The organism is Pseudomonas sp. AB6 (assembly GCF_034314105.1).
Classification (GTDB): Bacteria; Pseudomonadota; Gammaproteobacteria; order Pseudomonadales; family Pseudomonadaceae; genus Aquipseudomonas.
The window spans coordinates 3,568,342-3,594,016 of sequence record NZ_JAVIWJ010000001.1; the positions used below are offsets into that span (position 1 = coordinate 3,568,342).

The window sequence follows — 25,675 nt, forward strand, 5'->3', positions numbered from 1 at the left end:
CTTTTGCTTTTAAGGCGTATTGCATGTCCGATCCTCGCTATCAAGTAGACGTCAGCGTCGTTACGCGCTTCCTCGTAGAGCAGTCACAACCCGAGCAAAATCGTTTTGCTTTTGCATACACGGTCACCGTTCATAACAGTGGAGAGTTACCGGCCAAGTTGCTTTCCAGGCACTGGGTCATCACCGACGGTGATGGCCATGTCGAGGAAGTTCGTGGCGATGGTGTAGTTGGGCAGCAACCCCTGATCAAGTCGGGGCACAGCCATACCTACAGCAGCGGCACCGTAATGATGACTAAAGTCGGCAATATGCAGGGAAGTTATCAAATGCTTGCAGAAGACGGTAAGCGCTTCGACGCCGTGATAGCCCCATTTCGTCTGGCCATGCCGGGCGCCCTGCACTGATGGCAGTGTATGCCGTAGGTGACCTTCAAGGCTGTCTGGAACCGCTGCAGTGTTTGCTTGAACACGTTGCCTTTGATCCGACCAAGGACCACCTCTGGTTAGTAGGGGATCTGGTAAACCGTGGCCCGGCCTCGCTGGAGACCTTGCGTTTCCTCTACGGCATGCGCAATTCGCTAGTATGTGTTTTGGGCAATCATGATCTGCATTTGCTGGCCGCAGCTCGTACTATCGAGCGGCTAAAGAAGAACGACACGTTGCGCGAGGTGCTCGAAGCCGCCGACCGCGACCTATTACTTGAATGGCTGCGCCAACAGAAACTAATGCACTACGACCCGGTGCGTAAAATTGCGATGGTTCATGCGGGAATCGCCCCACAATGGACACTAAACAAAGCCCTTTCGTATGCTAAAGAAGTTGAATCTGCTCTGCGCGATGACAATTTAGTCGAGCCGTTTCTCGATGGCATGTACGGCAACGAGCCCGCCAAATGGCAGTCCAGCTTGCAAGGCGTAACCCGCTTACGGGTAATCACCAACTATTTTACCCGCATGCGCTTTTGCACCAGTGACGGAACCCTTGATCTGAAAACCAAAGAAGGTGTTGGTACCGCCCTCCCAGGTTACGCCCCTTGGTTCAGTCACCCGGAACGCAAGACCAAAGGCCAAAAAATAATTTTTGGACACTGGGCCGCACTTGAAGGCAAATGCACCGAACCCGGCATATTTGCCCTCGATACCGGCTGCGTCTGGGGCGGTGCAATGACACTACTTAACGTTGATACTCTCGAACGCCATAGCTGCGAATGCGATGCTAAGGGGATGGCCGACGCTAATCCAGTCTCATCAAAGCGCATTGGCCTACACACCATTAGCAAGGGTTAAAATCTACTCGTTGCTAGTCATCAGGAGTTCCGATTATGACCGAATTCAAACGCATCCCCCCTGCACACGCCCACTTGCTACTTGAAGAAGGCGCAGTACTGGTCGATGTCCGAGATCAACAGACATATGCAGCCAATCACATTCCTGGCGCGCAGCATCTGGATAGCCACTCTATGGCCGGCTTCATTGCCAACGCCGACTTGGACAAGCCTTTAGTAGTAGTTTGCTATCACGGCAACTCCAGCCAAAGCGCTGCCGCCTACCTCATCGGCCAAGGTTTTTCGGATGTCTACAGCATGGACGGCGGTTTCGAGCTATGGCGAAATACCTATCCCGATGAAACCGTTCAGGCGCGTTGAAATTTTTTTTTACCCCCCTTCTATCCCGCACCCTGAGCGGGCTCGCAAGCAAACTGACGAACGGCTAGCGTTACTAATCAATCAATACTCGTTGATCTCTGTAATTCCGAACTATCCTTAACCTCAGGCCATCCAAATCAGGGGAGAGCCGGTACACCGGCGCGCGGGTCATCGGTAGTAATTTTATGGTGTTCTGGGGGGTAAACTGCATCTGGACTTTTCAGCTGCATGCCAGCATCGACTGACGATCCGCCGCCGGCTCAACGTATCGAGCGAGGTGACGTCATGAGTATTTTTAGCCACTTCCAACAACGCTTCGAATCAACACGTCAGGAAGAGCTCTCGCTACAGGAGTATCTTGAGCTCTGCAAAAGTGATCGCAGTGCTTACGCGTCAGCAGCAGAACGTCTTCTGTTGGCTATCGGCGAACCTGAGTTGCTCGACACGTCGGCCAACTCTCGGTTGTCGCGCATATTTTCCAACAAAGTGATTCGTCGCTACCCGGCGTTCGAAGACTTCCATGGCATGGAAGAGTGCATTGACCAGATCGTCTCTTACTTCCGCCACGCCGCTCAGGGCCTGGAGGAGAAGAAACAAATCCTCTATCTGCTCGGCCCGGTGGGCGGCGGTAAGTCCTCGCTGGCAGAAAAACTCAAACAGCTGATCGAAAAAGTACCGTTCTATGCCATCAAGGGTTCTCCGGTATTTGAATCGCCGTTGGGCTTGTTCAATGCCACCGAAGATGGCGAGATCCTCGAAGAGGACTTCGGTATTCCCCGACGCTACCTCAGTACGATCATGTCGCCGTGGGCGACCAAACGTCTGGCTGAGTTCGGGGGCGACATCAGCCAATTCAAAGTGGTCAAACTGTACCCATCTATTTTGAATCAAATTGCCGTAGCGAAAACCGAACCCGGCGATGAAAACAACCAGGATATTTCTGCGTTGGTCGGTAAGGTCGATATTCGCAAATTGGAAGAATTCCCACAAAACGACGCCGACGCTTACAGCTACTCGGGCGCACTCTGCCGGGCTAACCAAGGCCTGATGGAATTCGTCGAAATGTTCAAGGCGCCGATTAAGGTCTTGCACCCCCTGCTTACCGCCACCCAAGAAGGTAACTACAACAGCACCGAAGGGCTCGGGTCGATCCCGTTCACCGGCATCCTGTTGGCCCACTCCAACGAATCGGAATGGCACAGTTTCCGCAATAACAAGAACAACGAAGCCTTCATTGACCGGATTTACATCGTCAAAGTGCCGTACTGCGTACGGGTCAGTGATGAAATTAAAATTTATGACAAGCTGCTCTTCAACAGCTCCCTGGCCAAAGCCCACTGCGCGCCCGACACCCTGAAAATGCTCGCGCAATTCACCACGCTGTCACGTCTCAAGGAGCCTGAGAACTCGAACATCTATTCGAAGATGCGCGTTTACGATGGCGAAAACCTGAAAGACACTGATCCGAAGGCCAAATCAATTCAGGAGTACCGCGACAACGCAGGCGTGGATGAAGGCATGAATGGCCTGTCAACGCGCTTCGCGTTCAAGATTTTGTCGAAAGTCTTTAACTTCGATCCGCACGAAATCGCGGCCAACCCCGTGCATCTGCTGTACGTACTGGAACAACAAATCGAGCAGGAACAGTTCCAGGCCGAGACCCGTGAGCGCTACCTGCGCTTTATCAAAGAGTATTTGGCGCCGCGGTACATCGAGTTCATCGGCAAGGAAATCCAGACCGCGTACCTGGAGTCCTACAGCGAATACGGACAAAACATTTTTGACCGCTACGTGCTTTATGCAGACTTCTGGATTCAGGATCAGGAATATCGTGATCCTGAAACCGGTGAAATTCTTAACCGAGTTGCGCTGAACGAGGAGCTGGAAAAAATCGAGAAACCGGCTGGCATTAGTAATCCGAAGGATTTCCGCAACGAAATCGTTAACTTCGTGCTGCGTGCCCGCGCCAATAACAACGGCAAAAATCCTACCTGGCTCAGCTATGAAAAATTGCGGGTCGTCATCGAGAAGAAAATGTTCTCGAACACGGAGGATCTGCTGCCGGTCATCAGCTTCAACGCCAAGGCCAGCAAAGAGGATCAGCAAAAGCACAACGATTTCGTTACTCGGATGGTCGAGCGTGGTTACACCGACAAACAGGTACGGCTGTTGTCTGAGTGGTATTTGCGGGTCAGGAAATCGCAGTAAGGCAGCGGCAAGCGGTAGGTTGCAAGCCACAGGTACGCGCACGCGGGCGTGCCTGCGCTTATTGCGGCTGACCGCTTGTCTTTAAGCTTCCAGCTTACGGCTTGAAGCTTGTAACTTAATGCTGCCCGGAGGGCCACGTATGAGTTATGTGATCGACCGACGTCTCAATGGCAAGAATAAAAGCACGGTGAACCGCCAGCGCTTCCTGCGGCGTTACCGTGATCACATTAAAAAAGCAGTCGAAGAAGCCGTCAGCCGCCGTTCCATCACCGACATGGAACACGGCGAACAAATCAGCATCCCCGGTCGGGATATCGATGAACCGGTTCTGCATCATGGTCGCGGCGGCAAACAAACCGTTGTCCACCCCGGCAATAAAGAATTTACCACCGGCGAGCACATTGCCAGGCCACAAGGTGGCGGTGGCGGGAAAGGGCCTGGCAAGGCGAGCAATTCCGGCGAAGGCTCCGATGAGTTCGTGTTTCAGATCAGCCAGGAAGAATTTCTCGAGTTCATGTTCGAAGACCTTGAGCTTCCCAACCTGGTAAAGCGCAACCTAACCGGTACCGACACGTTTAAAACCGTGCGGGCGGGCATCAGCAACGAAGGCAACCCGTCGCGCATCAACATCATCCGCACCCTGCGGTCTGCCCATGCACGGCGCATCGCACTCTCTGGCAGCAGCCGCGCTAAGTTGCGTGAATCAATCACCGAGCTGGAACGCATGAAGCGTGAAGAGCCGGACAATTTCGGCGATATTCGCGACTTGGAAGCTGAAATAGAACGGTTGAAAACCCGTATCCACCGGGTCCCTTATCTGGACACTTTCGATCTCAAATACAACCTGCTGGTCAAACAGCCGAGCCCCAGCTCCAAAGCCGTCATGTTTTGCCTAATGGATGTTTCCGGCTCCATGACTCAAGCGACCAAGGACATCGCTAAACGTTTTTTCATTCTGTTGTATCTATTCCTCAAGCGTAACTACGACAAAATCGAAGTCGTGTTCATTCGCCACCACACCAGCGCCCGCGAAGTGGATGAAGAGGAGTTTTTTTACTCACGAGAAACCGGCGGCACCATTGTTTCCAGCGCACTGAAACTGATGCAGGAAATCATGGCCGAGCGCTACCCCACCAACGAATGGAACATTTACGCGGCCCAGGCTTCCGACGGCGATAACTGGAACGACGACTCACCGATCTGTCGCGATATTTTAATCAGGCAGATCATGCCCTTCGTGCAGTACTACACTTATGTAGAAATCACTCCACGCGAACACCAAGCGCTGTGGTTCGAATACGAACGCATCAATGACGCATTCCCCGACACGTTTGCCCAGCAACAGCTGGTATCTGCCGGTGATATTTATCCGGTATTCCGAGAACTCTTCCAGCGCAGGTTAGCGACATGACCGCTAGAGAGCAGAAGCGTCAACCGCTGTCCACGGGTTCAGAATGGACGTTCGAGCTGATCCAGGCCTACGACCGGGAAATCAGCCGCATTGCCGAACGTTATGCGCTGGACACTTACCCCAACCAGATCGAGGTGATCACTGCCGAGCAGATGATGGACGCTTATGCGTCTGTCGGCATGCCGCTGGGCTATCACCATTGGTCCTACGGCAAACACTTCCTCAGTACCGAGAAGTCCTATAGCCGAGGCCAAATGGGCCTGGCGTACGAGATCGTGATCAACTCCGATCCATGCATCGCTTACTTGATGGAAGAGAACACCATTTGTATGCAGGCATTGGTGGTGGCGCACGCCTGCTACGGACATAACAGCTTCTTCAAGGGCAATTACCTGTTCCGCACCTGGACGGACGCCAGTTCGATTATTGATTATCTGGTGTTCGCCAAGCAGTACATCATGCAGTGCGAGGAACGCCATGGCATTGATGCAGTGGAAGATTTACTGGATTCCTGCCACGCACTGATGAACTACGGAGTTGACCGATACAAACGTCCCTATCCGATTTCTGCCGAGGAAGAACGCCGTCGGCAGAAAGACCGTGAGGAACATTTGCAGAAGCAGATCAACGATCTGTGGCGCACCATTCCGAAAAGTGCAGATAAAAATAGCGAGAAGGACAATGCTCGCTTCCCTGTCGAACCTCAGGAAAACATCCTCTATTTCATCGAAAAACACGCGCCACTGCTTGAACCGTGGCAGCGTGAAGTGGTGCGGATCGTTCGCAAAATTGCGCAGTATTTCTACCCACAGCGTCAGACTCAGGTCATGAACGAGGGCTGGGCAACCTTCTGGCACTACACGCTAATGAATGATCTCTACGATGAAGGCCTCGTCACCGATGGTTTCATGATGGAGTTCCTGACGTCGCACACCAGCGTTGTTTACCAACCAGGGTTCGACAGTCCTTACTACAGCGGCATTAACCCCTATACGTTAGGGTTTGCCATGTACCGGGATATCCGACGCATTTGCGAGCATCCTACCGATGAAGACCGCCACTGGTTTCCGGACATCGCTGGCAGCGATTGGTTGGCCACCATTAAGTTCGCCATGAGCAGCTTCAAGGACGAAAGCTTCATCCTGCAATATTTGTCGCCCAAGGTAATTCGAGACCTCAAGTTGTTCAGCATCATGGACGACGACCAAAAGGATGATCTGCTAGTGCCGGCCATTCATGATGAACCCGGATATAAGACGATTCGTGAAACATTGGCGGCCCAATACAACTTGGGTAATCGCGAGCCTAACATTCAAATCTACAGCATCGACCGACGCGGCGACCGCTCGCTGACGCTACGTCATCAACAACATGACCGTAAACCGCTGGGTGACTCCACTGACGAGGTGCTTAAACACCTGCATCGCCTATGGGGCTTTGATATTCATCTGGAGACGTTGCAGGGCGATCAAATTATGAAGACCCATCATGTCCCGCCAAGAGGCGACCACGCTGATAGTGAATATCCCCGGCTCGATTTGGCGGTCGTTCACTTATAAGACATAAGAGGCAGGCCTCAAGTTTTTACCGGTAGCTTGAGCTTTGCTCCTTGCCCCCATAACCATTGTTTTTTCGCTTTTGCCTCCGTAAGTAACGACTCAAAGGTTTATCCTGTCGCGCTTACGGAGGTTTTTTATGCAAATTTATAAAGTAGGCGGGGCGGTGCGTGATCGCCTTCTCGGTAAAGCAGTGGCCGACACTGACTGGGTCGTCGTTGGGGCCACTGCCGATGAAATGCTCGACAAGGGGTATCGCCCGGTTGGCTCGGACTTCCCAGTGTTCCTGCACCCCAAAACCGGTGAGGAATATGCCCTCGCCCGTACTGAACGAAAAAGCGGCATTGGCTACGGCGGCTTCACCTTCCATGCGAGTCCAGAAGTAACGCTTGAGGACGATTTGGTCCGGCGAGATTTAACCGTGAACGCGATTGCGGAGGATATTGATGGAAATCTAACCGACCCCTATAACGGCAAAAAAGACCTAAAACTCCGAATTTTACGTCACATTTCTCCGGCGTTCGCAGAAGATCCATTACGGGTACTCCGCGTCGCTCGCTTCGCCGCCCGTTACGCCCCCGATGGTTTTACAATTGCGTCCGAAACCCTATTGCTGATGCGACAGATCAGTGAGTCAGGCGAATTACAAGCGCTGACGGCCGAGCGTTGCTGGAAAGAAATCTCTCGCGCACTAATGGAGAACCAACCGCAAGTGTTTATCCGCGTACTGCGAGAATGCGGTGCATTGGAGGAGTTATTGCCCGAAATAAATGCGCTGTTTGGAGTACCGCAACCAGCCGTTCACCATCCCGAAATTGATACCGGCGAGCATGTCCTCAGTGTTTTGGAGCAGGCAGCCATTCATCACCAACCTTTGAGCGTCCGCTGGGCTTGCCTACTGCATGATGCGGGCAAAGGTTTAACACCTAAGAACGAATGGCCAAGACATATCGCGCACGAACACACCGGGCTGCGCCTGATTAAAGCGGTCAATACGCGGTTCAAGGTGCCGCGTGAATGCCAGGAGCTGGCGCTGCTGGTCGGTCAGTACCACACGCATAGTCACCGAGCCATTGAACTGAAAGCATCAACTTTGTTCGAGCTGCTGCAAAGCTTCGATATCTATCGTCGACCGCAGCGCTTCGAAGAATTTATCGCTGCCTGCGAAATGGATGCGCGGGGTCGGCTTGGATTCGAACTGCGCAATTATCCACAAGCGGACTATCTTCGCGGCGCGGCTAACGCAGCGCGAGGTGTGCCGGTACAGCCGTTGCGCGAGCATGGATTTGAAGGGCCCCAGCTGGGTGAAGCGCTAAAACGTGAACGCCTGAACGCAGTCAAAACGTACAAAGACAACTGGCTCGATTAGCCTGCGAAGCTAGCTTCGATCTGCGGACCGAATTCATTCTGAACGGCGTCAAATCTGGCATTGACGTCGCCGGGAGGTAACCTATCCCTGAATAAATTCGACACCACTATTGCCTAAGAGGTCAATTGCCGCCCGCGCCACTCAAACGAAACCGGCGCCAACACCTGGTCAATTCGCGACTCTCGCCATAACACATCAAACGTCTTATTAACCCCAGGATGCAGCCGTCCCGGCGCGATTAACGACAGTGGCCATAGAACAAAGGCATTTTTGAGAATTTCTGCGCGAGGCAAGATCAGGCCATCGAAATTACCGACCTGCTCGCCAAACAGGAGCACATCAATGTCCAACGGCAAGCCCTTACGCTCAGGGGCGTAACGGCCATTGTCCGCTTCGATTAACTTCAAACGACGGTCTAGTTCTATCAGTGACAGATCGGTGTACGCCGTCACCACCAGATTGAAAAATGGACCGCTTTTGATACCTACCGGCTGGCTTTCAAATACCGAAGAACAGGTAACGCCCAGCAAAAAACCGTCGAGCGCCTCGAGTCCCGCGTGCAGGTTTTTCTCGCGCTCTATATTGCTGCCCAAACCAAGGAATATCTGAGTTAGCGGCATCCGCGCTCGATCTCCACGCCCACGCCCGACGCCGCTGCAACGGCGCCGGGCTTGGTCAATCTGAGGTGCATCCAAGGAATATGGAACTCACTCATCAGCACCTCGGCTAGCCGCTCGGCGAACGTCTCCACCAACTGAAATTGTGCCTGTTCGGCAAAGACCTGAATTCGCGCCGAAACGCTGGCGTAATCGAGCGCTTTACTCAGGTCATCACCTGCCGCAGCAGGCTGATTGTCCCAAGCAAAGCTCAGGTCGAGACGCAGGCACTGGCGAATGCCACGCTCCCAGTCGTAGGCACCGATAACGGTATCGACTTCCAGACCCTCGATGAAAACTCTGTCCAAGCACTGTTCTCCGCTGCACGACAAGGGCGCAATGCGCCGTTAGAATCAGGGCAAACTCGCCCGGAGTGGTTAGCATGTTCTGGTTACTTGCAATCCTTGCCTACCTACTTGGCTCACTGTCCTTCGCTATCTGGCTCAGCCAACTCACCGGCAGCCCAGACCCGCGCGCCAGTGGTTCAAAGAACGCCGGCGCGACCAATATGTTGCGCCTGGCCGGCAAAAAACTCGCGGCATTGACCCTCATCGGCGACTTGTGCAAAGGCCTGCTTGCCGTGCTCGCCGCCAAACTGCTTGGTCTCAACCTACAAGAACAAGCATGGATAGGTATTTGCGCCGTGCTCGGTCATCTTTTTCCAGTGTACTTTCACTTTCGTGGCGGCAAGGGCGTTGCAACAGCCGCCGGCGTGCTGGTAGGCCTCTATCCACCCGCCGCTGCCGTAGCGTTCTGCGCCTGGGTGCTGGTATTACTGCTGACTCGTACAAGCTCACTTGCCGCGCTGATTGCGCTGCCACTGACTTTGCCAGTGCTGGCTTGGCAGGAGCCGCAAGCGCTGCTGCCCATGAGCCTTCTCACCGTACTTATCGTATGGCGCCATCGCGGTAATTTACGCGACCTGCTGACAGGGCGCGAACGGCATTTCTGAAAGTTCGCGAAGCCCCCGCTTTGACACCCATTACAACCCAGTCAGTTGCTCCATGGGCCACCGCGCCTGCACACTGATACTCAGTGCTTCTTTTTGCCCGGCTTGCAAACGCTGACACCCGGCGAACGCGATCATCGCACCGTTATCGGTGCAGAACTCGGGCCGCGCATAGAACACCTCGCCTTTTAGCTCGCCGAGCATTTTTTCCAGCGACGCGCGCAAAGCCTTGTTAGCACTCACGCCACCAGCGATGACCAGTCGTTTGAGACCGGCTTGCTTGAGTGCGCGCTTGCACTTGATGGTCAAAGTCTCTACCACCGCATGCTGGAAGGCCAGAGAGATGTCGCAACGGGTTTGCTCACCGTCGTCTCCAGCACTTTGCCGCTGTTGCCAGGTGTTCAGAGCGGAGGTCTTCAACCCACTGAAACTGAAATCCAAGCCTGGCCGATCAGTCATAGGGCGCGGAAAAACAAAACGCCCCGGTACACCCTGACTGGCCAGCCTTGCGATTTCTGGACCGCCGGGATAATGCAGACCCATCATCTTCGCCGTCTTGTCGAATGCCTCACCCGCCGCATCGTCCAGCGTCTCGCCCATCAACTCGTAAACACCAATGCCGTCGACGCGGACCAGTTGTGTATGGCCGCCAGACACCAACAAAGCGACGAACGGAAATTCTGGTGGTCGCTCCTCCAGCATAGGTGCCAGCAAGTGCCCTTCCATGTGATGCACACCCAGCGCGGGAATATCCCAAGCAAATGCCAGCGCTTGGGCACACGACGCACCTACCAATAAGGCACCCACCAGGCCCGGACCAGCCGTGTACGCGATGGCATCGATATCGGTGGCCGCACACTCGGCTTCGGCCAATACCTGCCGAATTAACGGCAACATCCGCTTGACGTGATCCCTTGACGCCAATTCAGGCACAACGCCACCATACGCCCGATGTAGATCGATCTGGCTGAATAACGCGTCGGCCAGCAATCCTTTTTCACTGTCGTATAGTGCGACACCCGTTTCGTCGCACGATGTCTCTAATCCCAGTACTAGCATGGGTTTGCGCCTTTCAGAGGCTGAATCGAAGGCGCGCATAATAGTCGCCGCTCTATGCGCCGACCAGCGCTTTTCGATCAGAGGCTTTGCATTCCTCTCAATGAGGGGTTAACATCCGCAACCCTTAAAAACCGACGTACTTAAGTGCAGTTTTGCACCAGACGTTGACCCCGGTAATGAAAGAAGGTAGCTCTGGATGCCAGCCGTCAAAGTTAAAGAGAACGAACCCTTCGACGTAGCTCTGCGTCGTTTCAAGCGCTCCTGCGAAAAAGCCGGTGTTCTGGCTGAAGTTCGTAGCCGCGAATTTTACGAGAAGCCGACTTCTGAGCGTAAGCGTAAAGCAGCAGCCGCTGTTAAGCGTCATGCCAAGAAAGTACAGCGCGAACAGCGCCGCGCCGTTCGTCTGTATTAATTTACAGACAACCGTCGCAAGCTTCTGCCAAGCCCGGCCTTCCAAGCCGGGCTGTTGGCAGTTGCATATAAAGCCCCACGCTTTATTGACAGAAGCTGTCTAAGCCGCCGGTGCACGCTGACTGCGACTCGGACAAATCCCGTCAAAATACGTCAGCTCTGATTCCGAAAAGACTCAGGCGGTATTGATCACGTCTACACTGACAATGACCAATGCATATGACGAGCACGCCTAATTGATCTTCGCGAGGAGTTCAATCAGGCAGCGTCTCCCAATGTCAGCTTAGTGAACACACTGGCCCGCAATGGCCGTTGTTGTTACGTTTTAGTTTCGCCGCGAGTTTGCTGGCGAGCAGTCTGATAATGAGAACGCCATGGCAGGGCTAATTCCCCAGAGCTTCATTGACGACCTTCTGAACCGCACCGACATTGTCGATGTTGTCAGCTCACGTCTGCAATTGAAGAAAACCGGGAAAAATTACAGCGCCTGCTGTCCGTTTCACAAAGAAAAAACCCCATCGTTTAGTGTCAGCCCCGACAAGCAGTTTTATTATTGCTTTGGCTGCGGCGCAGGTGGCAACGCACTGGGCTTCATGATGGATCACGACAACCTGGATTTCCCCCAGGCCGTTGAAGAACTTGCTAAAGCCGCAGGCATGGAAGTGCCGCGCGAGCAGAGCGTTAAAGGACAAAAGCCCCGTCAGCCAACCGACTCACCGCTTTACCCGCTGCTGACGGCAGCCGCCGAATTTTATCGTCAGGCACTGAAAAGCCATCCGACACGCAAAGCCGCCGTCGACTATTTGAAAGGTCGTGGCTTGTCAGGTGAAATCGCTCGCGATTTCGGCCTTGGCTTTGCTCCACCCGGCTGGGACAACCTGCACAAACACTTGAGCAGTGACACGCTTCAGCAGAAGACCATGATCGATGCGGGCCTGCTGATCGAAAATGCCGAGACCGGCAAACGCTACGACCGTTTTCGTGACCGCGTGATGTTCCCCATCCGCGACAGTCGCGGACGCGTCATCGCCTTTGGCGGCCGGGTACTGGGCGATGACAAACCCAAGTATTTGAACTCACCGGAAACGCCGGTATTTCATAAAGGACAAGAGCTGTACGGCTTGTTCGAAGCGCGAAAGTACAACCGCAGCCTCGATGAAATAATCGTCGTCGAGGGTTACATGGACGTCATCGCCCTCGCCCAACAAGGCTTGCGCAATGCCGTGGCCACGCTAGGCACCGCTACCAGCGAAGACCACCTGAAAAAGCTTTTTCGAGTGGTACCCAACGTACTGTTTTGTTTTGACGGCGATCAAGCGGGCCGTAATGCCGCTTGGCGCGCCCTCGAGGCAGCGCTGTCGAGCCTTCAGGATGGACGCCGCGCACGCTTTTTGTTCCTGCCCGAGGGTGAAGATCCGGACACGTTGGTCCGCTCAGAAGGGACAGACGCGTTCAAGGCGCGGATCAATCAGCACGCGCAACCGCTGGCTGACTACTTTTTCGAGCAGTTGACCAAAGAAGCCGACCCGCGTTCGCTGGAGGGCAAAGCCCATATGGCAACCTTGGCCGCGCCGCTGATCGACAAAGTGCCGGGCGCCAACTTACGCACACTCATGCGGCAGCGCCTGAGTGAAATAACCGGGCTCAATACCCAAGACATGCATCAGCTGGTGCAGAGCGCCCCGCAAGCGGCCTTGGCTAGTTACGACCCTAACATCGACTATGATGCCCTACCGGACTACGCTGATTTTCAGCCAACTTATGCTTATGAAGCGCAGCCGGAATGGGTCAACAAAACCAGTGGTCAGAAAAAGTGGGATAAAAAACCTTGGGACAAGAAGGGCAAACGACCTGACTTCGAACCCCGTGGACCTCGTACTCCCGCGACAGTAGAACCGCCGACACTGACCGCACTCAGAACGCTTCTACATCATCCGCAACTGGCAGAGAAAGTCGAAGATGCCAGCCACTTTGCTGCAGAAGATCATATTTACGCGCAATTACTGGTCGCTCTGCTTGAAGCACTGCAGAAAAATCCGAAGCTGCGTTCACTTCAATTGATTGCGCGCTGGCATGGCACAGAACAAGGCCGACTGTTACGCGCATTAGCAGAGAAAGAATGGCTGATTGAGGCCGACAACCTTGAACAACAGTTTTTCGACACTATAACTAGGTTATCCGTCCGCCAACGCGAGCGCAGTCTTGAACAGCTAATCAGGAAAGAAAAACAGGCAGGGCTGAGTGCTGAAGAGAAAATTCAGCTTCTTGCTCTGTTAAATCGCAAAGTTCCTGCACAAAACCCGACCTCAACTGGCGCGTGAGGTCATAGCTCGGGTATAATCCTCGGCTTGTTTTTTGCCCGCCAAGACCTTCAGTGGATAGGGTGTTATGTCCGGAAAAGCGCAACAGCAGTCTCGCCTCAAAGAGTTGATCACCCGAGGTCGTGAGCAGGGTTACCTGACTTACGCGGAGGTCAACGACCACCTGCCCGAAGATATTTCAGATCCGGAGCAAGTGGAAGACATCATCCGCATGATTAACGACATGGGGATCAACGTATTCGAGAGTGCCCCGGATGCGGATGCACTACTGTTGGCCCAAGCTGACACCGATGAGGCGGCCGCAGAAGAAGCGGCCGCAGCGTTGGCGGCAGTCGAGACCGACATTGGTCGCACCACCGACCCCGTGCGCATGTATATGCGTGAAATGGGTACGGTCGAGCTTCTGACTCGTGAAGGCGAAATTGAAATCGCCAAGCGTATTGAAGAAGGCATCCGTGAAGTGATGGGCGCAATTGCGCACTTCCCTGGCACGGTTGACCATATTCTTTCCGAGTACACACGTGTCACGACCGAAGGTGGACGCCTTTCTGACGTTCTGAGCGGTTATATCGACCCGGACGACGGCATCGCGGCTCCCGCCGAGGTTCCACCTCCTGTAGACCCCAAAGCGGCGAAGCCAGAAGGCGACGACGACGAGGAAGAAAAGGAAGAGGGAGCAACCGAGGAAGAAGAAGAGGTTGAAAGCGGCCCTGACCCGATCATCGCAGCAGCGCGCTTCGGTGCGGTTTCCGATCAAATGGAAATCGCCCGCAAGGTGCTGAAAAAGCATGGTCGCGGCAGCAAGCAAGCAACTGCCGAACTGGTAGCGCTGGCTTTGCTGTTCATGCCGATCAAACTGGTTCCTAAACAGTTTGAAGGTTTGGTCGAGCGTGTTCGCGGTGCTCTTGAGCGGCTACGTGCTCAGGAACGCGCCATCATGCAGCTTTGTGTGCGTGATGCACGTATGCCGCGCGCCGACTTCCTTCGCCAGTTCCCAGGCAACGAAGTCGACGAAAGCTGGACCGACGCGCTGGCTAAAGGCAAAAGCAAATACGCTGAAGCTATTGGCCGCTTGCAAGTCGACATCCAGCGTTGCCAGCAGAAGCTGACCGCACTTGAAACTGAAACAGGTTTGAAGATTTCCGAGATCAAGGACATCAACCGTCGCATGTCGATCGGGGAGGCCAAGGCCCGCCGCGCGAAGAAAGAGATGGTTGAAGCGAACTTGCGACTGGTGATCTCCATCGCCAAAAAGTACACCAACCGTGGCCTGCAATTCCTGGATTTGATTCAGGAAGGCAACATAGGCTTGATGAAAGCGGTGGACAAGTTCGAATATCGTCGTGGATACAAGTTCTCGACTTATGCTACCTGGTGGATTCGTCAGGCGATCACTCGCTCGATCGCTGACCAGGCTCGCACCATTCGTATTCCGGTGCACATGATCGAGACGATCAACAAGCTCAACCGTATTTCTCGGCAGATGTTGCAGGAAATGGGCCGCGAACCGACCCCGGAAGAGCTGGGCGAACGCATGGAAATGCCTGAGGATAAAATCCGTAAGGTATTGAAGATCGCTAAAGAGCCGATCTCCATGGAGACGCCGATTGGTGACGACGAAGATTCGCACTTGGGTGATTTCATCGAAGACTCGACTATGCAGTCGCCAATCGATGTCGCCACGGTCGAAAGCCTCAAAGAAGCGACGCGCGAAGTGCTCTCGGGCCTTACCGCTCGCGAAGCCAAAGTACTGCGTATGCGCTTCGGCATCGACATGAATACTGACCACACGCTGGAAGAGGTTGGTAAACAGTTTGACGTAACGCGTGAGCGAATCCGTCAAATCGAAGCCAAGGCACTGCGCAAGCTGCGGCACCCGACGCGAAGCGAGCACCTGCGCTCGTTCCTCGACGAGTAAGTAGACAGGCAACACCAAACCCCCGGCTTGCCGGGGGTTTTGCGTTATGCAGAATTAACTTTTCGTGCGCCTTCTTACCGGCTTGGGCCCGACTACACTCGTCTCACTCCTGACTGCCTGGATTGAGAACGCCATGTCACGACTGTCGGCCGTTATTTTTCTCTACATGATTGGCACGACAGTAACGGCTAACGCGCTGACGCTTTCAGATGAGGAGCGAAACTGGCTTGGCTCACACAAGGAACTTCGTCTGGGCGTCAACGGTACATGGCCGCCATTCGAGTTTCTCGACGCACAAGGTAACCACCGAGGGCTCGCGTCGGAATATGTAGCGCTCATTGAAAAACGCCTTTCCATAACGTTTAAGCCCGTTACGTCAGAGAATTGGAATCAGGTACTCAATAGAGCCAAAGCGGGCGACATCGATCTACTGCCCGGTGTTATGTCAACGCCAGAGCGGCAGCGATACTTGTCGTTTACCCTTCCCTACCTCGATTTCCCGATTGTTATCCTCGCTCACGAACACGGGATGCACCCGCACAACGTAAAAGAGTTACAAAACCTGAAGATTGCCGTCGTTAAAAACGGTGCTCCCCATGAACTGCTTCGCACACAACACCCCGAACTTAATCTGATTCCCTTCCCCAACGTCAGCTCTGCCCTGCAGGCCTTGGCCACAGACGAGGTTGACGCGATAGTGGGTGATCTGGCGTCCAGCGTCTGGAGCCTGCGCCAGCTCAAACTGGACGGCATTTATGTCAGCGGCGAGACGCCCTATCGTTATCAACTGGCTATGGCCGTTCCGCAAAGCCAGCAAATATTGGTCGGCATTTTGAACAAGGTGTTCGCTGAACTAAGCCCTTCGGAAGTTGATGCCATCCAAGAGCGCTGGGTCGGAAGTTCATTTGATCACCCCCAGTTTTGGCAGGATTTTCTGTTCTATGGCCTTCCCGGCCTGTTGTTACTCTCTACCGTACTGGCAGTGGTCATTCGCATCAATCGCCGATTGAGCACAGAGATCGACCGGCGGGTCACGCTTGAACAAGACCTGCGAACCAGCGAATACCATTATCGAGGCCTCATTGAGAGTCTTTCAGCCATCGCGTGGGAAGCCAATGTCAGTGATTACACTTACAGCTACGTATCACCTCACGCAGTTGCCTTGCTTGGCTATCCATTGGCTCAATGGCTGAGCCCCGGTTTTTGGCGAAGCATTGTACACCCAAGCGATATCATTCAAGCGCAGCAATTTTGTGACCAGGAAACGCACCTCGGTCGAGGCCATAGCCTGGACTACCGCGTGTTTCGCGCCGACGGAAAAGTTATCTGGATTCGCGATATTGTCAGCTTGATCGAGCAGGGCTCAGCAAAAATAATGCGTGGTCTGATGATCGACATCAGTGAAGCCAAACAAACTGAAGATGCTCTGCGTTCGTCCGAGGGGAAGTTTGCCTCGGTATTTACTCAATGCCCCGACATTCTGCTAATCGCTCGGTTGTGCGACGGCTGTGTACTCGAAGCTAACAAAGCCTTCGAAGAGCAGATTGGTTTAAAGGCAGATCAGGTCATTGGTCGAGCCGCCACCGACCTGAATATCTGGGGAATACCCGGTATAGGTCCTAGCCTGTTAATGCGCTTGCAGAGCGGCAGCATTCGTAATCTGGAAATGCCTTTTCGGCGTGTAGATGGCCGAATGTTCACTGGCCTGATTTCAGCCAAAACCTTCGACTTGGATTCAACACCCGCACTGGTGGTAGTTGTCCGCGATATCAGTCCGCTTAAAGAAGCCCAGCAGCAGTTACAAATTTCCGAAGAAAAATTCGCCAAAGCCTTCCACTCGTCCCCAGACGGAATGCTGATCACCCGTCAAAGCGATGGCCTATTGATTGAGGTCAATGACGGTTTTACCCGCATCACGGGCTACATCAGCGCGATGTCTTTGGACAACTCGACTATCGACCTTGGCATCTGGGTAGATCTGAAAGAGCGCGACCAGATGATCAAGCTGCTCAAACGCGACGGGTTTGTGCGCGACTTTATAAGCCATATCCGCAGAAGGGACGGCCAAGTAAGGCTGTGTGAAGTTTCCGCGAGACCGCTGCCCATTGGTGGCGAAGATTGCATGCTGACCATTGCTCGAGACATCACCGAGCGCCAGCAGATGCAGGAAAAACTGCTGTTGGCTGCTACCGTATTTGAAAGCACCGCTGAAGGGGTATTGATAACCGACACCCAGCAACGAATCAACGCAGTCAATCGCGCCTTTACAGAAATCACCGGCTACAGCGAACAAGAGGCCCTCAACCAGACCCCCCGATTGCTTGCCTCGGGCCAGCATGACAGCGCGTTTTATGCCGCCATGTGGTACCAGCTGACTGCTGAAGGGCATTGGCAGGGAGAAATCAGCAATCGTCGCAAGAACGGCGAGCTTTATCCCAGCTGGCTGACTATCAGCGCCGTACGAAACCCAGAGCAAATCATTACGCACTTCGTCGCCGTGTTCGCGGACATCTCCAGCCTCAAACATGCCCAAGCGAGCCTCGACTATCAGGCGCACCATGACCCGCTAACCGGCCTGCCCAATCGCACCCTATTCGAAAGCCGTTTGCAAGCGGCGCTCGGTCACAGCCATGAAGCCATTGGCCAAGGTGCAGTTCTATTTCTCGATCTGGATCGCTTCAAACACATTAATGACAGCCTAGGTCATCCGGTAGGCGATCTGCTGCTTAAAGGCATTGCGCTGCGCCTCAAGGAGCAACTACGCGATGTCGATACCGTCTCGCGCTTAGGCGGCGACGAGTTTATTATTTTGCTGCCCGGCCTGCTGCATGCCAACGACGCAGAAACCGTCGCGAACAAACTACTGGCTTGCTTCGGTGCACCGTTTCAAGCGGGAGAGCATGAATTCTTCATCAGTGCCAGCATCGGTACCTGCCTGTTCCCAGCGGATGGGACTGACGTTGCGACGCTAATCAAAAACGCCGACGCCGCTATGTACCGCTCCAAAGCCAAAGGCCGCAACCGAGTGGAAAGTTACACCCGCGACCTGACCTCCCAAGCCAGCGAGCGGATCGCGCTAGAGCATGAGCTAAGACGTGCAATCGAGCGTAATCAACTGAGCCTTTACTATCAGCCGAAATTAAGCCTGCTATCACAACGTCTCGTCGGCGCCGAAGCACTCATCCGCTGGCACCATCCCACATTTGGCGACGTGCCCCCCGAACACTTCATCCCGTTGGCCGAAGAAAACGGCACCATCATGCAAATCGGCGACTGGGTACTGGAGCAGGCCTGCCGTCAACTGTGCGAGTGGAACAAAACCTACCAACCGTTTGGACCACTCTCGGTAAACCTGGCAGGCGCACAATTGCGCCAACCTAACCTTCTACGCCGCATCGAACAGCTGCTTAAAGAATGCAATTTATGTCCTGGCTGCCTACAGCTGGAAATCACTGAAAATTTCATCATGAGCCAAGCCGAAGAAGCCTTGGCCGTGCTGCACAAGCTAAAAAAAATTGGTGTCCAACTGGCCATAGACGACTTCGGCACAGGCTATTCGTCACTCAGTTACCTCAAGCGCCTGCCATTGGACATCCTCAAGATCGACCAATCATTCGTCCGAGGCCTCCCCGACGACCCCCACGATGCCGCCATTGTCCGCGCCATCATCGCCCTAGGTCGCAGCATGCAACTGACCGTGATTGCCGAAGGTGTTGAAACCATTGAGCAGCAGGAGTTTCTCGCGCTGGAAGGTTGTGAGCAGATCCAAGGTTTCATCGTCAGCCTGCCCCTGCGCGCCGAAGAATTCTGCGCTAGGTTTCTTCGTATGAATGTTTCGGACTTTTCGGATAGCACTGCCGAGAAACCATCGCTATAATCCGCGACCTACTGAGGGCCTATAGCTCAGTTGGTTAGAGCAGGGGACTCATAATCCCTTGGTCGTAGGTTCGAGTCCTACTGGGCCCACCATCTTCAAGGCCACGTCTTACGTGGCCTTCGTCGTTTTTGGGGTTTGCTAAACCCACGCGAAAAAACTGCAAAAAGGGCGTTCCGTCCAAGATTCGTCCAACTTCATTTTTGATCGACCATTTCGTCAGGCTCTTTTTTCTCGAAAATCCCGGCTAACGGATTCAACGAGACTACCTCCGCCATATGCCCTGGACTGAAATGCGCGTACTTCTGAGTCATCGCCAGGGTTGAATGTCCAAGCACCCGCTGCAGAGTCAGAATATCTCTGCCGTTCATCATGTAATTACTGGCAAAGGTATGCCGCAGAACATGAGTCATCTGCCCTTCTGGCAACTCCAAGCCGATAGTTTCCACGGAGCGGCGAAAGGTGTTGTAAGAAGACTTAAATGGCAACGCGGCTTTAAGCAAATCTTCAAGCCGCTTTGAGATCGGTACAGATCTGTTCTTTGAGGATTTAGTGCGGCTGTAATGAACAAGTCCGTGGCGTACCTGACGTAGCTACAACTTTTCCGCTTCCCCCATCTTGCGCCTGTGGCGAGACACACTTCAGCAATCAACCCGGCGCCTGAATCGCGCTTCGCCAAGTCGTTCAAAAGCTCTTCGATATGCTCTGTCAAGAGATAAACCATTTCAGTCTCATCAAACTGAAGCTTTCGAATTTTGCCCAGAGGGTTTTCCCCATCCCACTCCCCCAACCGGCCAAGCTCGTTGAACACGGCTTGCAGGTACCGGGGGCAAAGTAAATCAGTAGCCCCTGACGTATGGCTCATCAGACCTCGCTTCGGCGGGGTCTTTTTCTGAGTACCTTCAACAAGGGGAGCCCGCAGAGTTCGGAAAAAATCGTACGTTAAGCGCGTCGACTGTCAGGTTGGGGCCATAGAGGTGGACGCTGGAACGTCAGAAAATTCATAAAGCCACCTTACTCTGACGCGGCCTGAATGGTCGGCCTGACGCCCGGTTGGGGTGTACGTCATCCGGACGTTTGCGGCTGGCTACGTTGGTACTTGGTTCCGGTGTTCCCCAAAGCCGCGAATAGGGAGCGCCGGAACAGAAAACGCACCTAGCCGTGATGCTCTCGACGATTGCAGTTCGCAAGTCACTTCATCGAAAACTTTTATGCTGTAGCGAGGTTATCTTTGCTCGCGCCCTGGCCTTTATTCATCGCGGCTGGTTTCGATATCAGAGGTTTGGCTACAGGACGTTTGGCAGCGGGTTTTCCAGCAGGTTTGGCGACAGCACGTTTAGCAGCAGGTTTAGCTACAGCACGTTTGGCTACAGCAGCTTTACGCGCTTTTGGAGTCGCGGCTTGTGCTGCCATTGGCTGTACGGTGAGTTCTAAACCTATCGCGTTCATCAGCTTCCTGATTGTCTCAAAGCGCGTTTTCGACCCACCTTTAAGCACCTTGTAAAGGCTTTCGCGATTGACACCGGCATCCTGGGCGACTTTGTTCACGCCTTTAGCTTTTGCGACTTCAGCCAGCGCATGAATAAGTGCCGTGTCACCGGCCTTCATACTCTCAGCAAGGTAAGCGGCCATAACTTCCGGGCTATCGAGAAAGCGAGAAGCTTCGTAACGACTTGTGCCAGAAGCGTTGAGATTGAGGATAGGCATATCCTCGGGATTGAATGTCGTTTCGCTCATGTCATTTACCTCTCAGGGCATCAAGGATCTCTTTAGCTCGCTTGATGCCTCGCTTTTGATCCGTTTTATCGCTTCCACTGAGCATCATGAAATCGGTAGGCCCGGAGCGCACAAAATAAACTCTGTAGCCAGGGCCAACAAAAACACGCATTTCGCTCAAACCATCACCCACCGGTTCGCAATCTCCAAAAAGGCCATCTCCGGCGCGGTCCAAGCGGGTCAAGATAGCCGCTTTTCCTAGATCATCCTTCACACCGTCCAGCCAATCATCAAACTCAGGCATCTTTAGAATGTTGTATTTTTTCTTCTCTACCATAGTCCTATTTGTAGCCTACTGGCTACTCCTTGTCGATGCTAGCGAGTGTAAGTCGAGGTGAAATCCAGCACAACATTCCAGTTCAAGAGCAACAGCGCGTTCCTACGTGAAATCTGAGAGTTTCGCGGGGCCAAGGGGCCAGCGCCCTGGAAAAACTTAGCGTTCGATTTTTTCCGAATTCTGCGGGCTCCCCAACAAGCGGATGACGGGTCAAGGGGTTGGTGCGGCCCGCAGAAGCGAAGCGGCGAGGACCCGGCCCCTTTACGCGGCAGAAGCGACCAACGCTCACGGCATGGGTGTAGGGGATCAAGGCCGCAGGCCTCCCCTGCACCCTTGACGACAGAGGGCGACTCGCTCCCTTCCCGCTTGCGGGAAGGGCGGGGGGATGGGATATGAAAGAGCGTTAACACTATGAATTTAATAAACTAATCGCAAAAACAAGACAATTTCAGTGTTCTTGTTTTGATGACCCATGCGTGCAAACCCATCCCGGGACGGGTGGTCACTTGGTCCGGTAGATCCGTCGAAACCAGGTCCTGCCGGTATAAAGGCGCTTACAGATCTTTATGGACAGAACGCCTACCAGTGCCAAGACAATCCCGAAAACAACCCACAACACTGTCGAGTTGGTAGACAGGTGATCGTGAACGAGCTTCGCCGCATACCAGCCTGCTGTCACCGAAACGATAATGAAAACGACGATACTTGCCCGAGGGGTGCCATAGGAAATTTCAGCATGACAGCCTCTACAAACTGAGGCGCCCCATGGAACGTTGTTCATGCAATGTGGGCAACTGACGGTCTGGTTGGTTTGCACCGATTCACTCCTTTGAAAAGCTTCCTTGAAGAACCACTAGTCTAACCGAGGTTCTCCCCAGTAAGGCACCGGAGAAGACGCTTGCACCGGTCAGTAATCCAAACGATGGAAATGTTTGAACACCGGTCTTAAAGCTCCGCGCTCCGCTTGGGCAACCCCTTCGGTTGCATCCCGTGTCCGAACTTGCCGGACTGGCTGCGGGGCAGGCACGGCGGGCGAAGCCCTTGACCTAACTGGCAGGAGCGTGCATGCATATCCGAAGATCAGGCCAAAGAATTTGATGGTTTTTTACTATCCGATGGCGACGTGGTTCTGACTCTTGATCGTCCAATTATCTCGTCAGGATTGAAGTACGCCGTAATCAGGCAGATTGATCTGCCATGTCTGTTGTTGCAGCGAGTAGCAAGGATCTCGCCCTACATAGGGTGCGTTTCTATCGGCTACTTATCGTCATGGATCAATTCTCGTTTTTTTGTTGACTCCATAGATCCAGGTCGCAGTAATGGCGTCCCCCACATTTCGACTACCCAAGTAGCAAACATGGTGTTTGCACTGCCGCCCCTTGCCGAACAACACCGCATCGTCGCTAAAATCGACCAGCTCATGGCTCTCTGCACCCAACTTAAGTCCCAACTCAGCCAAGCCTGCCAGCTCAATGAGCAACTTGTCGCTGCGTTGGTCGAACAAGCCTTGGGAGGAAACAGCAACTCTGCCGATACCGTTGTAAATCAGGAAAAGGCTCGCATCCTTCTCGCCGCTGAAATCGTACAAAAACTCCACTGCGAAAAACGTATGGGGCGAGTAAAGCTCCAAAAAGTCATTTCCCTAGCAGAGCATGTGGCCCGCCTCAAAGAGATTCAAAGCAAAGAAGAGCGCTATGCTGCAGGCCCACATGATCCCGCTTTGATGAGTCAGGCAGTGCAGGGTTTGCGGGAAAATCAGTGGTTCGAGGAATTGGAGCTAGACGATGGGAAACGCTATGAGTATCGCCCTCTGACCCAAGCTGGCGCTCATCGCTCCGCCTACGACGAACTATGGTCTTCTGAACAGCGCCAGCAGATTAACGAGCTGATCGAGTTGATGCGCCCTTGGGATACGGCCCGATGCGAACGCGTGGCCACGCTCTATAGCGCCTGGAATGACTTATTGATCGACGGACGTAAAGCCAACGAAGCCGCCATCCTTAAAGAGGTGTTGCACGGGTGGAATGACAGCAAGTTGAAATACACCGAAACCCAATGGCGAGCCGAATTGGCAGAAATACAACAGCACAGCTTCCTTATCCCCACAGGATTTGGTAAACGAACCAGTGGGGGCAAATTGACGCTCCCAGGTTTCGAGCCGTCGATTTAAACCATAAAGACGTGAAGCTACCACTGGTGGCTGGGGTGATGTGCCGATGACGCAGGGCTATCCTAAACCGTGGTACAGCAGCGGTACAGTGCTCAGCTTTACCGACCTAGCGAAAACTAGCCAAACCTATATGTAATCACTAGTTGAAGCTATTGTACCCATTCGCTACCTAGCCTAAGCTTTGCTAACCACAGTAATTCATCCGGCAACTCATAATCCCTTGGTCGTAGGTTCGAGTCCTACTGGGCCCACCATATAAAAAAATGGCTTACGTCTAATTAACGTAAGCCATTTTTTATTCGTTTCGCCCATCAATCCACCAAGCGTCGAGAAGATGTCAGTGCTACCCCAGTAGTGCATGCTTGAGCACTGAATCCGTTGTGGTTTGATAGTGACTGGACAGCAGCTCACAGGCCTTGTCGATGTCTTTGGCCAGCACTGCGTCCATCAACTGACGGTGTTCGTTGGGCACATCGCGTGCGCTGCTGTCAGCGTAGTGCATCGACAAAAAACGATAGCGGGCCGTCTGATCTCTCAAGGACGAGCACAGGCGCAGCAGCGTGGGCGAGTTGCAACTGGAGATTAGCGCCTGATGAAAAACTTCGTGAGCGTTTTCCCATTCGGGCTTGAGCAGTCGCTCCGGGCCTTCAACGATCGTCAGACGATCCAGTCGATGGTGGGCCGCAAGAACGCGGCTCTCCCACTCCACATCGCCCTGACGAATCGAATCGGCCAGCGTCTTGCACTCAATGTGCAGTCGAGCGGCGGTGATGTCGGCAATTTCTGCCGCAGATATACGGCCGACGCTGAAACCTTTTTGATCGGCCGCCGAGACGAAGCCGCTGCTCGCAAGGCGCGACAGCGCTTCACGCAACGGGATGACCCCACCCTCATAAGATTCTGCCAACTCCTTGAGGCGCAGGCGACTGCCTGGCGCTAACTGGCCATTGATGATGTCCTGACGAATCCGGGCTTCCAACTGCGAAGCCATGGTGCGCTTTTCAGGGGGATCAGCCGATTGCCAGTTAATTAGAGGGGAATTCAAGGTCGACTCCATCTTCACATGTCTGTGCGGATAATACACAGGGCTGGTAATTTATCAAATTCCATAAAATATATATTTTTTTGTTGACGATATATTTTTTTGGCTCTAGCTTTGTACCACGCAGTCGGTGCTGCCCTTCATGACCGACGCTTACTAAAACCTATAAGAGAAATCTTTCATGCGTTACGTTAGCTTCCTCAATCAAGGTCAACCTGTCCTAGGTGTCGTCACTGCAAGCGGCGTACGCGTACTAGGAACCGAATCTCTAGAATCGTTGTTAGCGCGAGGCGTCGATCTGAGCACCTACGGTGCCGATGCCAGCGGTGAATTGGTCAACATTGCTGAAGATGCGTATCTGCCATTGATGCAGCGTCCGACCAAAATTGTTTGCGTGGGCCTGAACTACGCCGACCACACGAAAGAGTCCCCTTACGCACAACCGACCTACCCGACATTATTCCCTCGTTGGAATTCCAGCCTTACGGCCCACAACAAGCCGCTGATTCGTCCGCGAATCTCCGACACCCTCGACTACGAAGGTGAAATGGCTGTGGTGCTTAAAAGCGGTGGTCGTCATATCTGTAAGGAAGACGCACTCGATCACGTCGCCGGTTATGCGCTTTTCAACGAAGGCTCGGTACGTGATTATCAATTCATTTCGCCCCAGTGGACGGTTGGCAAGAATTTCGATAACACGGGCGCATTCGGACCGATACTAGTAACAGCCGACGAGCTACCTGCCGGGGGCAAAGGCTTGTTGCTCGAAACGCGCGTCAACGGCAAGGTTGTACAGTCGGCCAATACCACGGACATGTTGTTCGACGTCGCCACAATCATCTCGACGCTGAGCGAAGCAGTAACGCTCGAAGCTGGCGACGTGATTGTCAGCGGCACCCCCGCCGGGGTCGGTTTTGGTATGAATCCGAAGGTCTACCTGAAAGCGGGTGATGTGGTCGAGGTATCGATCGAAGGCATCGGCAAACTAGTTAATCCAGTCATTGATGAAGTCTGATACCTAACACTGATTTGAA

At 53.6% G+C, this 25,675-nt stretch carries 21 protein-coding genes and 1 tRNA gene; 15 read left to right on the plus strand and 7 right to left on the minus strand.

What is annotated here, in order from left to right:
* The first annotated feature begins 23 nt into the window (after positions 1 to 23).
* The 7 genes from apaG to RGW60_RS16945 all read left to right on the plus strand — a co-directional run bounded on the left by apaG (position 24) and on the right by RGW60_RS16945 (position 8,188).
* Complete coding sequence (apaG, locus tag RGW60_RS16915) at positions 24 to 404, plus strand: Co2+/Mg2+ efflux protein ApaG (RefSeq protein ID WP_322205647.1); 381 nt, start codon at positions 24 to 26, stop codon at positions 402 to 404.
* The gene (locus tag RGW60_RS16920; protein WP_322205648.1) at positions 404 to 1,285 is read left to right on the plus strand and encodes a symmetrical bis(5'-nucleosyl)-tetraphosphatase; all 882 of its coding nucleotides are present in this window, start codon (positions 404 to 406) and stop codon (positions 1,283 to 1,285) included. The genes apaG and RGW60_RS16920 overlap by 1 nt, the downstream gene beginning before the upstream one ends.
* A gap of 35 nt (positions 1,286 to 1,320) precedes the next feature.
* Positions 1,321 to 1,644: a thiosulfate sulfurtransferase GlpE gene (gene glpE / locus RGW60_RS16925; RefSeq protein ID WP_322205649.1), complete on the plus strand. Its 324-nt coding sequence runs from the start codon at positions 1,321 to 1,323 to the stop codon at positions 1,642 to 1,644.
* A gap of 285 nt (positions 1,645 to 1,929) precedes the next feature.
* Positions 1,930 to 3,852, plus strand: coding sequence for a PrkA family serine protein kinase (locus tag RGW60_RS16930; RefSeq protein ID WP_322171194.1), 1,923 nt, complete (start codon positions 1,930 to 1,932; stop codon positions 3,850 to 3,852).
* A gap of 139 nt (positions 3,853 to 3,991) precedes the next feature.
* Positions 3,992 to 5,263: a YeaH/YhbH family protein gene (locus RGW60_RS16935; protein WP_322205651.1), complete on the plus strand. Its 1,272-nt coding sequence runs from the start codon at positions 3,992 to 3,994 to the stop codon at positions 5,261 to 5,263.
* Positions 5,260 to 6,822 carry a SpoVR family protein gene (locus RGW60_RS16940; protein ID WP_322205652.1) on the plus strand — a complete coding sequence of 521 codons (1,563 nt, stop codon included), beginning with the start codon at positions 5,260 to 5,262 and terminating at the stop codon, positions 6,820 to 6,822. Before RGW60_RS16935 ends, RGW60_RS16940 begins: the two co-directional genes overlap by 4 nt.
* A 136-nt stretch (positions 6,823 to 6,958) precedes the next feature.
* Positions 6,959 to 8,188, plus strand: a complete 1,230-nt coding sequence (locus RGW60_RS16945) for a multifunctional CCA addition/repair protein (RefSeq protein ID WP_322205653.1) — start codon at positions 6,959 to 6,961, stop codon at positions 8,186 to 8,188.
* A gap of 113 nt (positions 8,189 to 8,301) precedes the next feature.
* Here RGW60_RS16945 and folK read toward each other — a convergent pair whose 3' ends face one another.
* Together folK and folB are read right to left on the minus strand one after the other, a co-directional pair.
* Positions 8,302 to 8,808, minus strand: a complete 507-nt coding sequence (folK, locus tag RGW60_RS16950) for a 2-amino-4-hydroxy-6-hydroxymethyldihydropteridine diphosphokinase (protein WP_322205654.1) — start codon at positions 8,806 to 8,808, stop codon at positions 8,302 to 8,304.
* Positions 8,799 to 9,152 (minus strand): dihydroneopterin aldolase, encoded by a 354-nt coding sequence (gene folB / locus RGW60_RS16955; protein ID WP_322205655.1) that lies wholly within the window; start codon positions 9,150 to 9,152, stop codon positions 8,799 to 8,801. The genes folK and folB overlap by 10 nt, the downstream gene beginning before the upstream one ends.
* A gap of 74 nt (positions 9,153 to 9,226) precedes the next feature.
* On the opposite strand from folB, the gene plsY reads away from it, so the two are divergent.
* The gene (gene plsY, locus RGW60_RS16960; protein ID WP_322205656.1) at positions 9,227 to 9,796 is read left to right on the plus strand and encodes a glycerol-3-phosphate 1-O-acyltransferase PlsY; all 570 of its coding nucleotides are present in this window, start codon (positions 9,227 to 9,229) and stop codon (positions 9,794 to 9,796) included.
* Between the two features lie 30 nt (positions 9,797 to 9,826).
* On the opposite strand, the gene tsaD is transcribed toward plsY, so the two are convergent.
* Complete coding sequence (gene tsaD / locus RGW60_RS16965; protein WP_322205657.1) at positions 9,827 to 10,852, minus strand: tRNA (adenosine(37)-N6)-threonylcarbamoyltransferase complex transferase subunit TsaD; 1,026 nt, start codon at positions 10,850 to 10,852, stop codon at positions 9,827 to 9,829.
* Between the two features lie 196 nt (positions 10,853 to 11,048).
* Between tsaD and rpsU the strand changes: the two genes are divergently transcribed.
* From rpsU to RGW60_RS16990, 5 genes are all read left to right on the plus strand, one after another.
* Positions 11,049 to 11,264 carry a 30S ribosomal protein S21 gene (gene rpsU, locus RGW60_RS16970; RefSeq protein ID WP_002551877.1) on the plus strand — a complete coding sequence of 72 codons (216 nt, stop codon included), beginning with the start codon at positions 11,049 to 11,051 and terminating at the stop codon, positions 11,262 to 11,264.
* A 373-nt stretch (positions 11,265 to 11,637) separates the two neighbouring features.
* Entirely contained in the window at positions 11,638 to 13,584 is a 1,947-nt protein-coding gene (dnaG, locus tag RGW60_RS16975; RefSeq protein ID WP_322205658.1) for a DNA primase, read from the plus strand.
* Between the two features lie 67 nt (positions 13,585 to 13,651).
* Positions 13,652 to 15,502 (plus strand): RNA polymerase sigma factor RpoD, encoded by a 1,851-nt coding sequence (gene rpoD / locus RGW60_RS16980; protein ID WP_322205659.1) that lies wholly within the window; start codon positions 13,652 to 13,654, stop codon positions 15,500 to 15,502.
* Between the two features lie 133 nt (positions 15,503 to 15,635).
* Entirely contained in the window at positions 15,636 to 19,379 is a 3,744-nt protein-coding gene (locus tag RGW60_RS16985; RefSeq protein ID WP_322205660.1) for an EAL domain-containing protein, read from the plus strand.
* Positions 19,380 to 19,394: 15 nt separating this feature from the next.
* Positions 19,395 to 19,471: transfer RNA gene (locus RGW60_RS16990), tRNA-Ile, on the plus strand.
* Between the two features lie 102 nt (positions 19,472 to 19,573).
* On the opposite strand, the gene RGW60_RS16995 is transcribed toward RGW60_RS16990, so the two are convergent.
* The 3 genes from RGW60_RS16995 to RGW60_RS17005 form a co-directional block, all read right to left on the minus strand.
* Entirely contained in the window at positions 19,574 to 19,789 is a 216-nt protein-coding gene (locus RGW60_RS16995; RefSeq protein ID WP_322205661.1) for a tyrosine-type recombinase/integrase, read from the minus strand.
* A gap of 796 nt (positions 19,790 to 20,585) precedes the next feature.
* Positions 20,586 to 21,113, minus strand: a complete 528-nt coding sequence (locus tag RGW60_RS17000; RefSeq protein ID WP_322205662.1) for an addiction module antidote protein — start codon at positions 21,111 to 21,113, stop codon at positions 20,586 to 20,588.
* A gap of 1 nt (position 21,114) precedes the next feature.
* Positions 21,115 to 21,429 carry a type II toxin-antitoxin system RelE/ParE family toxin gene (locus RGW60_RS17005; RefSeq protein ID WP_322205663.1) on the minus strand — a complete coding sequence of 105 codons (315 nt, stop codon included), beginning with the start codon at positions 21,427 to 21,429 and terminating at the stop codon, positions 21,115 to 21,117.
* Positions 21,430 to 22,633: 1,204 nt separating this feature from the next.
* On the opposite strand from RGW60_RS17005, the gene RGW60_RS17010 reads away from it, so the two are divergent.
* The gene (locus RGW60_RS17010; RefSeq protein WP_322205665.1) at positions 22,634 to 23,599 is read left to right on the plus strand and encodes a restriction endonuclease subunit S; all 966 of its coding nucleotides are present in this window, start codon (positions 22,634 to 22,636) and stop codon (positions 23,597 to 23,599) included.
* A 343-nt stretch (positions 23,600 to 23,942) separates the two neighbouring features.
* Here the strand turns inward: RGW60_RS17010 and RGW60_RS17015 are convergent, their stop codons facing one another.
* A complete protein-coding gene (locus RGW60_RS17015) occupies positions 23,943 to 24,644 on the minus strand; it encodes a GntR family transcriptional regulator (RefSeq protein WP_322205666.1) in 702 nt (233 codons plus the stop codon).
* Positions 24,645 to 24,822: 178 nt separating this feature from the next.
* Between RGW60_RS17015 and RGW60_RS17020 the strand changes: the two genes are divergently transcribed.
* Positions 24,823 to 25,656 carry a fumarylacetoacetate hydrolase family protein gene (locus RGW60_RS17020; protein WP_322166418.1) on the plus strand — a complete coding sequence of 278 codons (834 nt, stop codon included), beginning with the start codon at positions 24,823 to 24,825 and terminating at the stop codon, positions 25,654 to 25,656.
* The last annotated feature ends 19 nt before the right edge of the window (positions 25,657 to 25,675 follow it).

What these genes read in the sequence shown, in the direction of transcription:
- apaG (WP_322205647.1), top strand. Translation starts at nt 24, where the DNA reads ATGTCCGATCCTCGCTATCAAGTAGACGTCAGCGTCGTTACGCGCTTC.
- RGW60_RS16920 (WP_322205648.1), top strand. Translation starts at nt 404, where the DNA reads ATGGCAGTGTATGCCGTAGGTGACCTTCAAGGCTGTCTGGAACCGCTG.
- glpE (WP_322205649.1), top strand. Translation starts at nt 1,321, where the DNA reads ATGACCGAATTCAAACGCATCCCCCCTGCACACGCCCACTTGCTACTT.
- RGW60_RS16930 (WP_322171194.1), top strand. Translation starts at nt 1,930, where the DNA reads ATGAGTATTTTTAGCCACTTCCAACAACGCTTCGAATCAACACGTCAG.
- RGW60_RS16935 (WP_322205651.1), top strand. Translation starts at nt 3,992, where the DNA reads ATGAGTTATGTGATCGACCGACGTCTCAATGGCAAGAATAAAAGCACG.
- RGW60_RS16940 (WP_322205652.1), top strand. Translation starts at nt 5,260, where the DNA reads ATGACCGCTAGAGAGCAGAAGCGTCAACCGCTGTCCACGGGTTCAGAA.
- RGW60_RS16945 (WP_322205653.1), top strand. Translation starts at nt 6,959, where the DNA reads ATGCAAATTTATAAAGTAGGCGGGGCGGTGCGTGATCGCCTTCTCGGT.
- folK (WP_322205654.1), bottom strand. Translation starts at nt 8,808, where the DNA reads ATGCCGCTAACTCAGATATTCCTTGGTTTGGGCAGCAATATAGAGCGC.
- plsY (WP_322205656.1), top strand. Translation starts at nt 9,227, where the DNA reads ATGTTCTGGTTACTTGCAATCCTTGCCTACCTACTTGGCTCACTGTCC.
- tsaD (WP_322205657.1), bottom strand. Translation starts at nt 10,852, where the DNA reads ATGCTAGTACTGGGATTAGAGACATCGTGCGACGAAACGGGTGTCGCA.
- rpsU (WP_002551877.1), top strand. Translation starts at nt 11,049, where the DNA reads ATGCCAGCCGTCAAAGTTAAAGAGAACGAACCCTTCGACGTAGCTCTG.
- dnaG (WP_322205658.1), top strand. Translation starts at nt 11,638, where the DNA reads ATGGCAGGGCTAATTCCCCAGAGCTTCATTGACGACCTTCTGAACCGC.
- rpoD (WP_322205659.1), top strand. Translation starts at nt 13,652, where the DNA reads ATGTCCGGAAAAGCGCAACAGCAGTCTCGCCTCAAAGAGTTGATCACC.
- RGW60_RS16985 (WP_322205660.1), top strand. Translation starts at nt 15,636, where the DNA reads ATGTCACGACTGTCGGCCGTTATTTTTCTCTACATGATTGGCACGACA.
- RGW60_RS16995 (WP_322205661.1), bottom strand. Translation starts at nt 19,789, where the DNA reads ATGACTCATGTTCTGCGGCATACCTTTGCCAGTAATTACATGATGAAC.
- RGW60_RS17000 (WP_322205662.1), bottom strand. Translation starts at nt 21,113, where the DNA reads ATGAGCGAAACGACATTCAATCCCGAGGATATGCCTATCCTCAATCTC.
- RGW60_RS17005 (WP_322205663.1), bottom strand. Translation starts at nt 21,429, where the DNA reads ATGGTAGAGAAGAAAAAATACAACATTCTAAAGATGCCTGAGTTTGAT.
- RGW60_RS17020 (WP_322166418.1), top strand. Translation starts at nt 24,823, where the DNA reads ATGCGTTACGTTAGCTTCCTCAATCAAGGTCAACCTGTCCTAGGTGTC.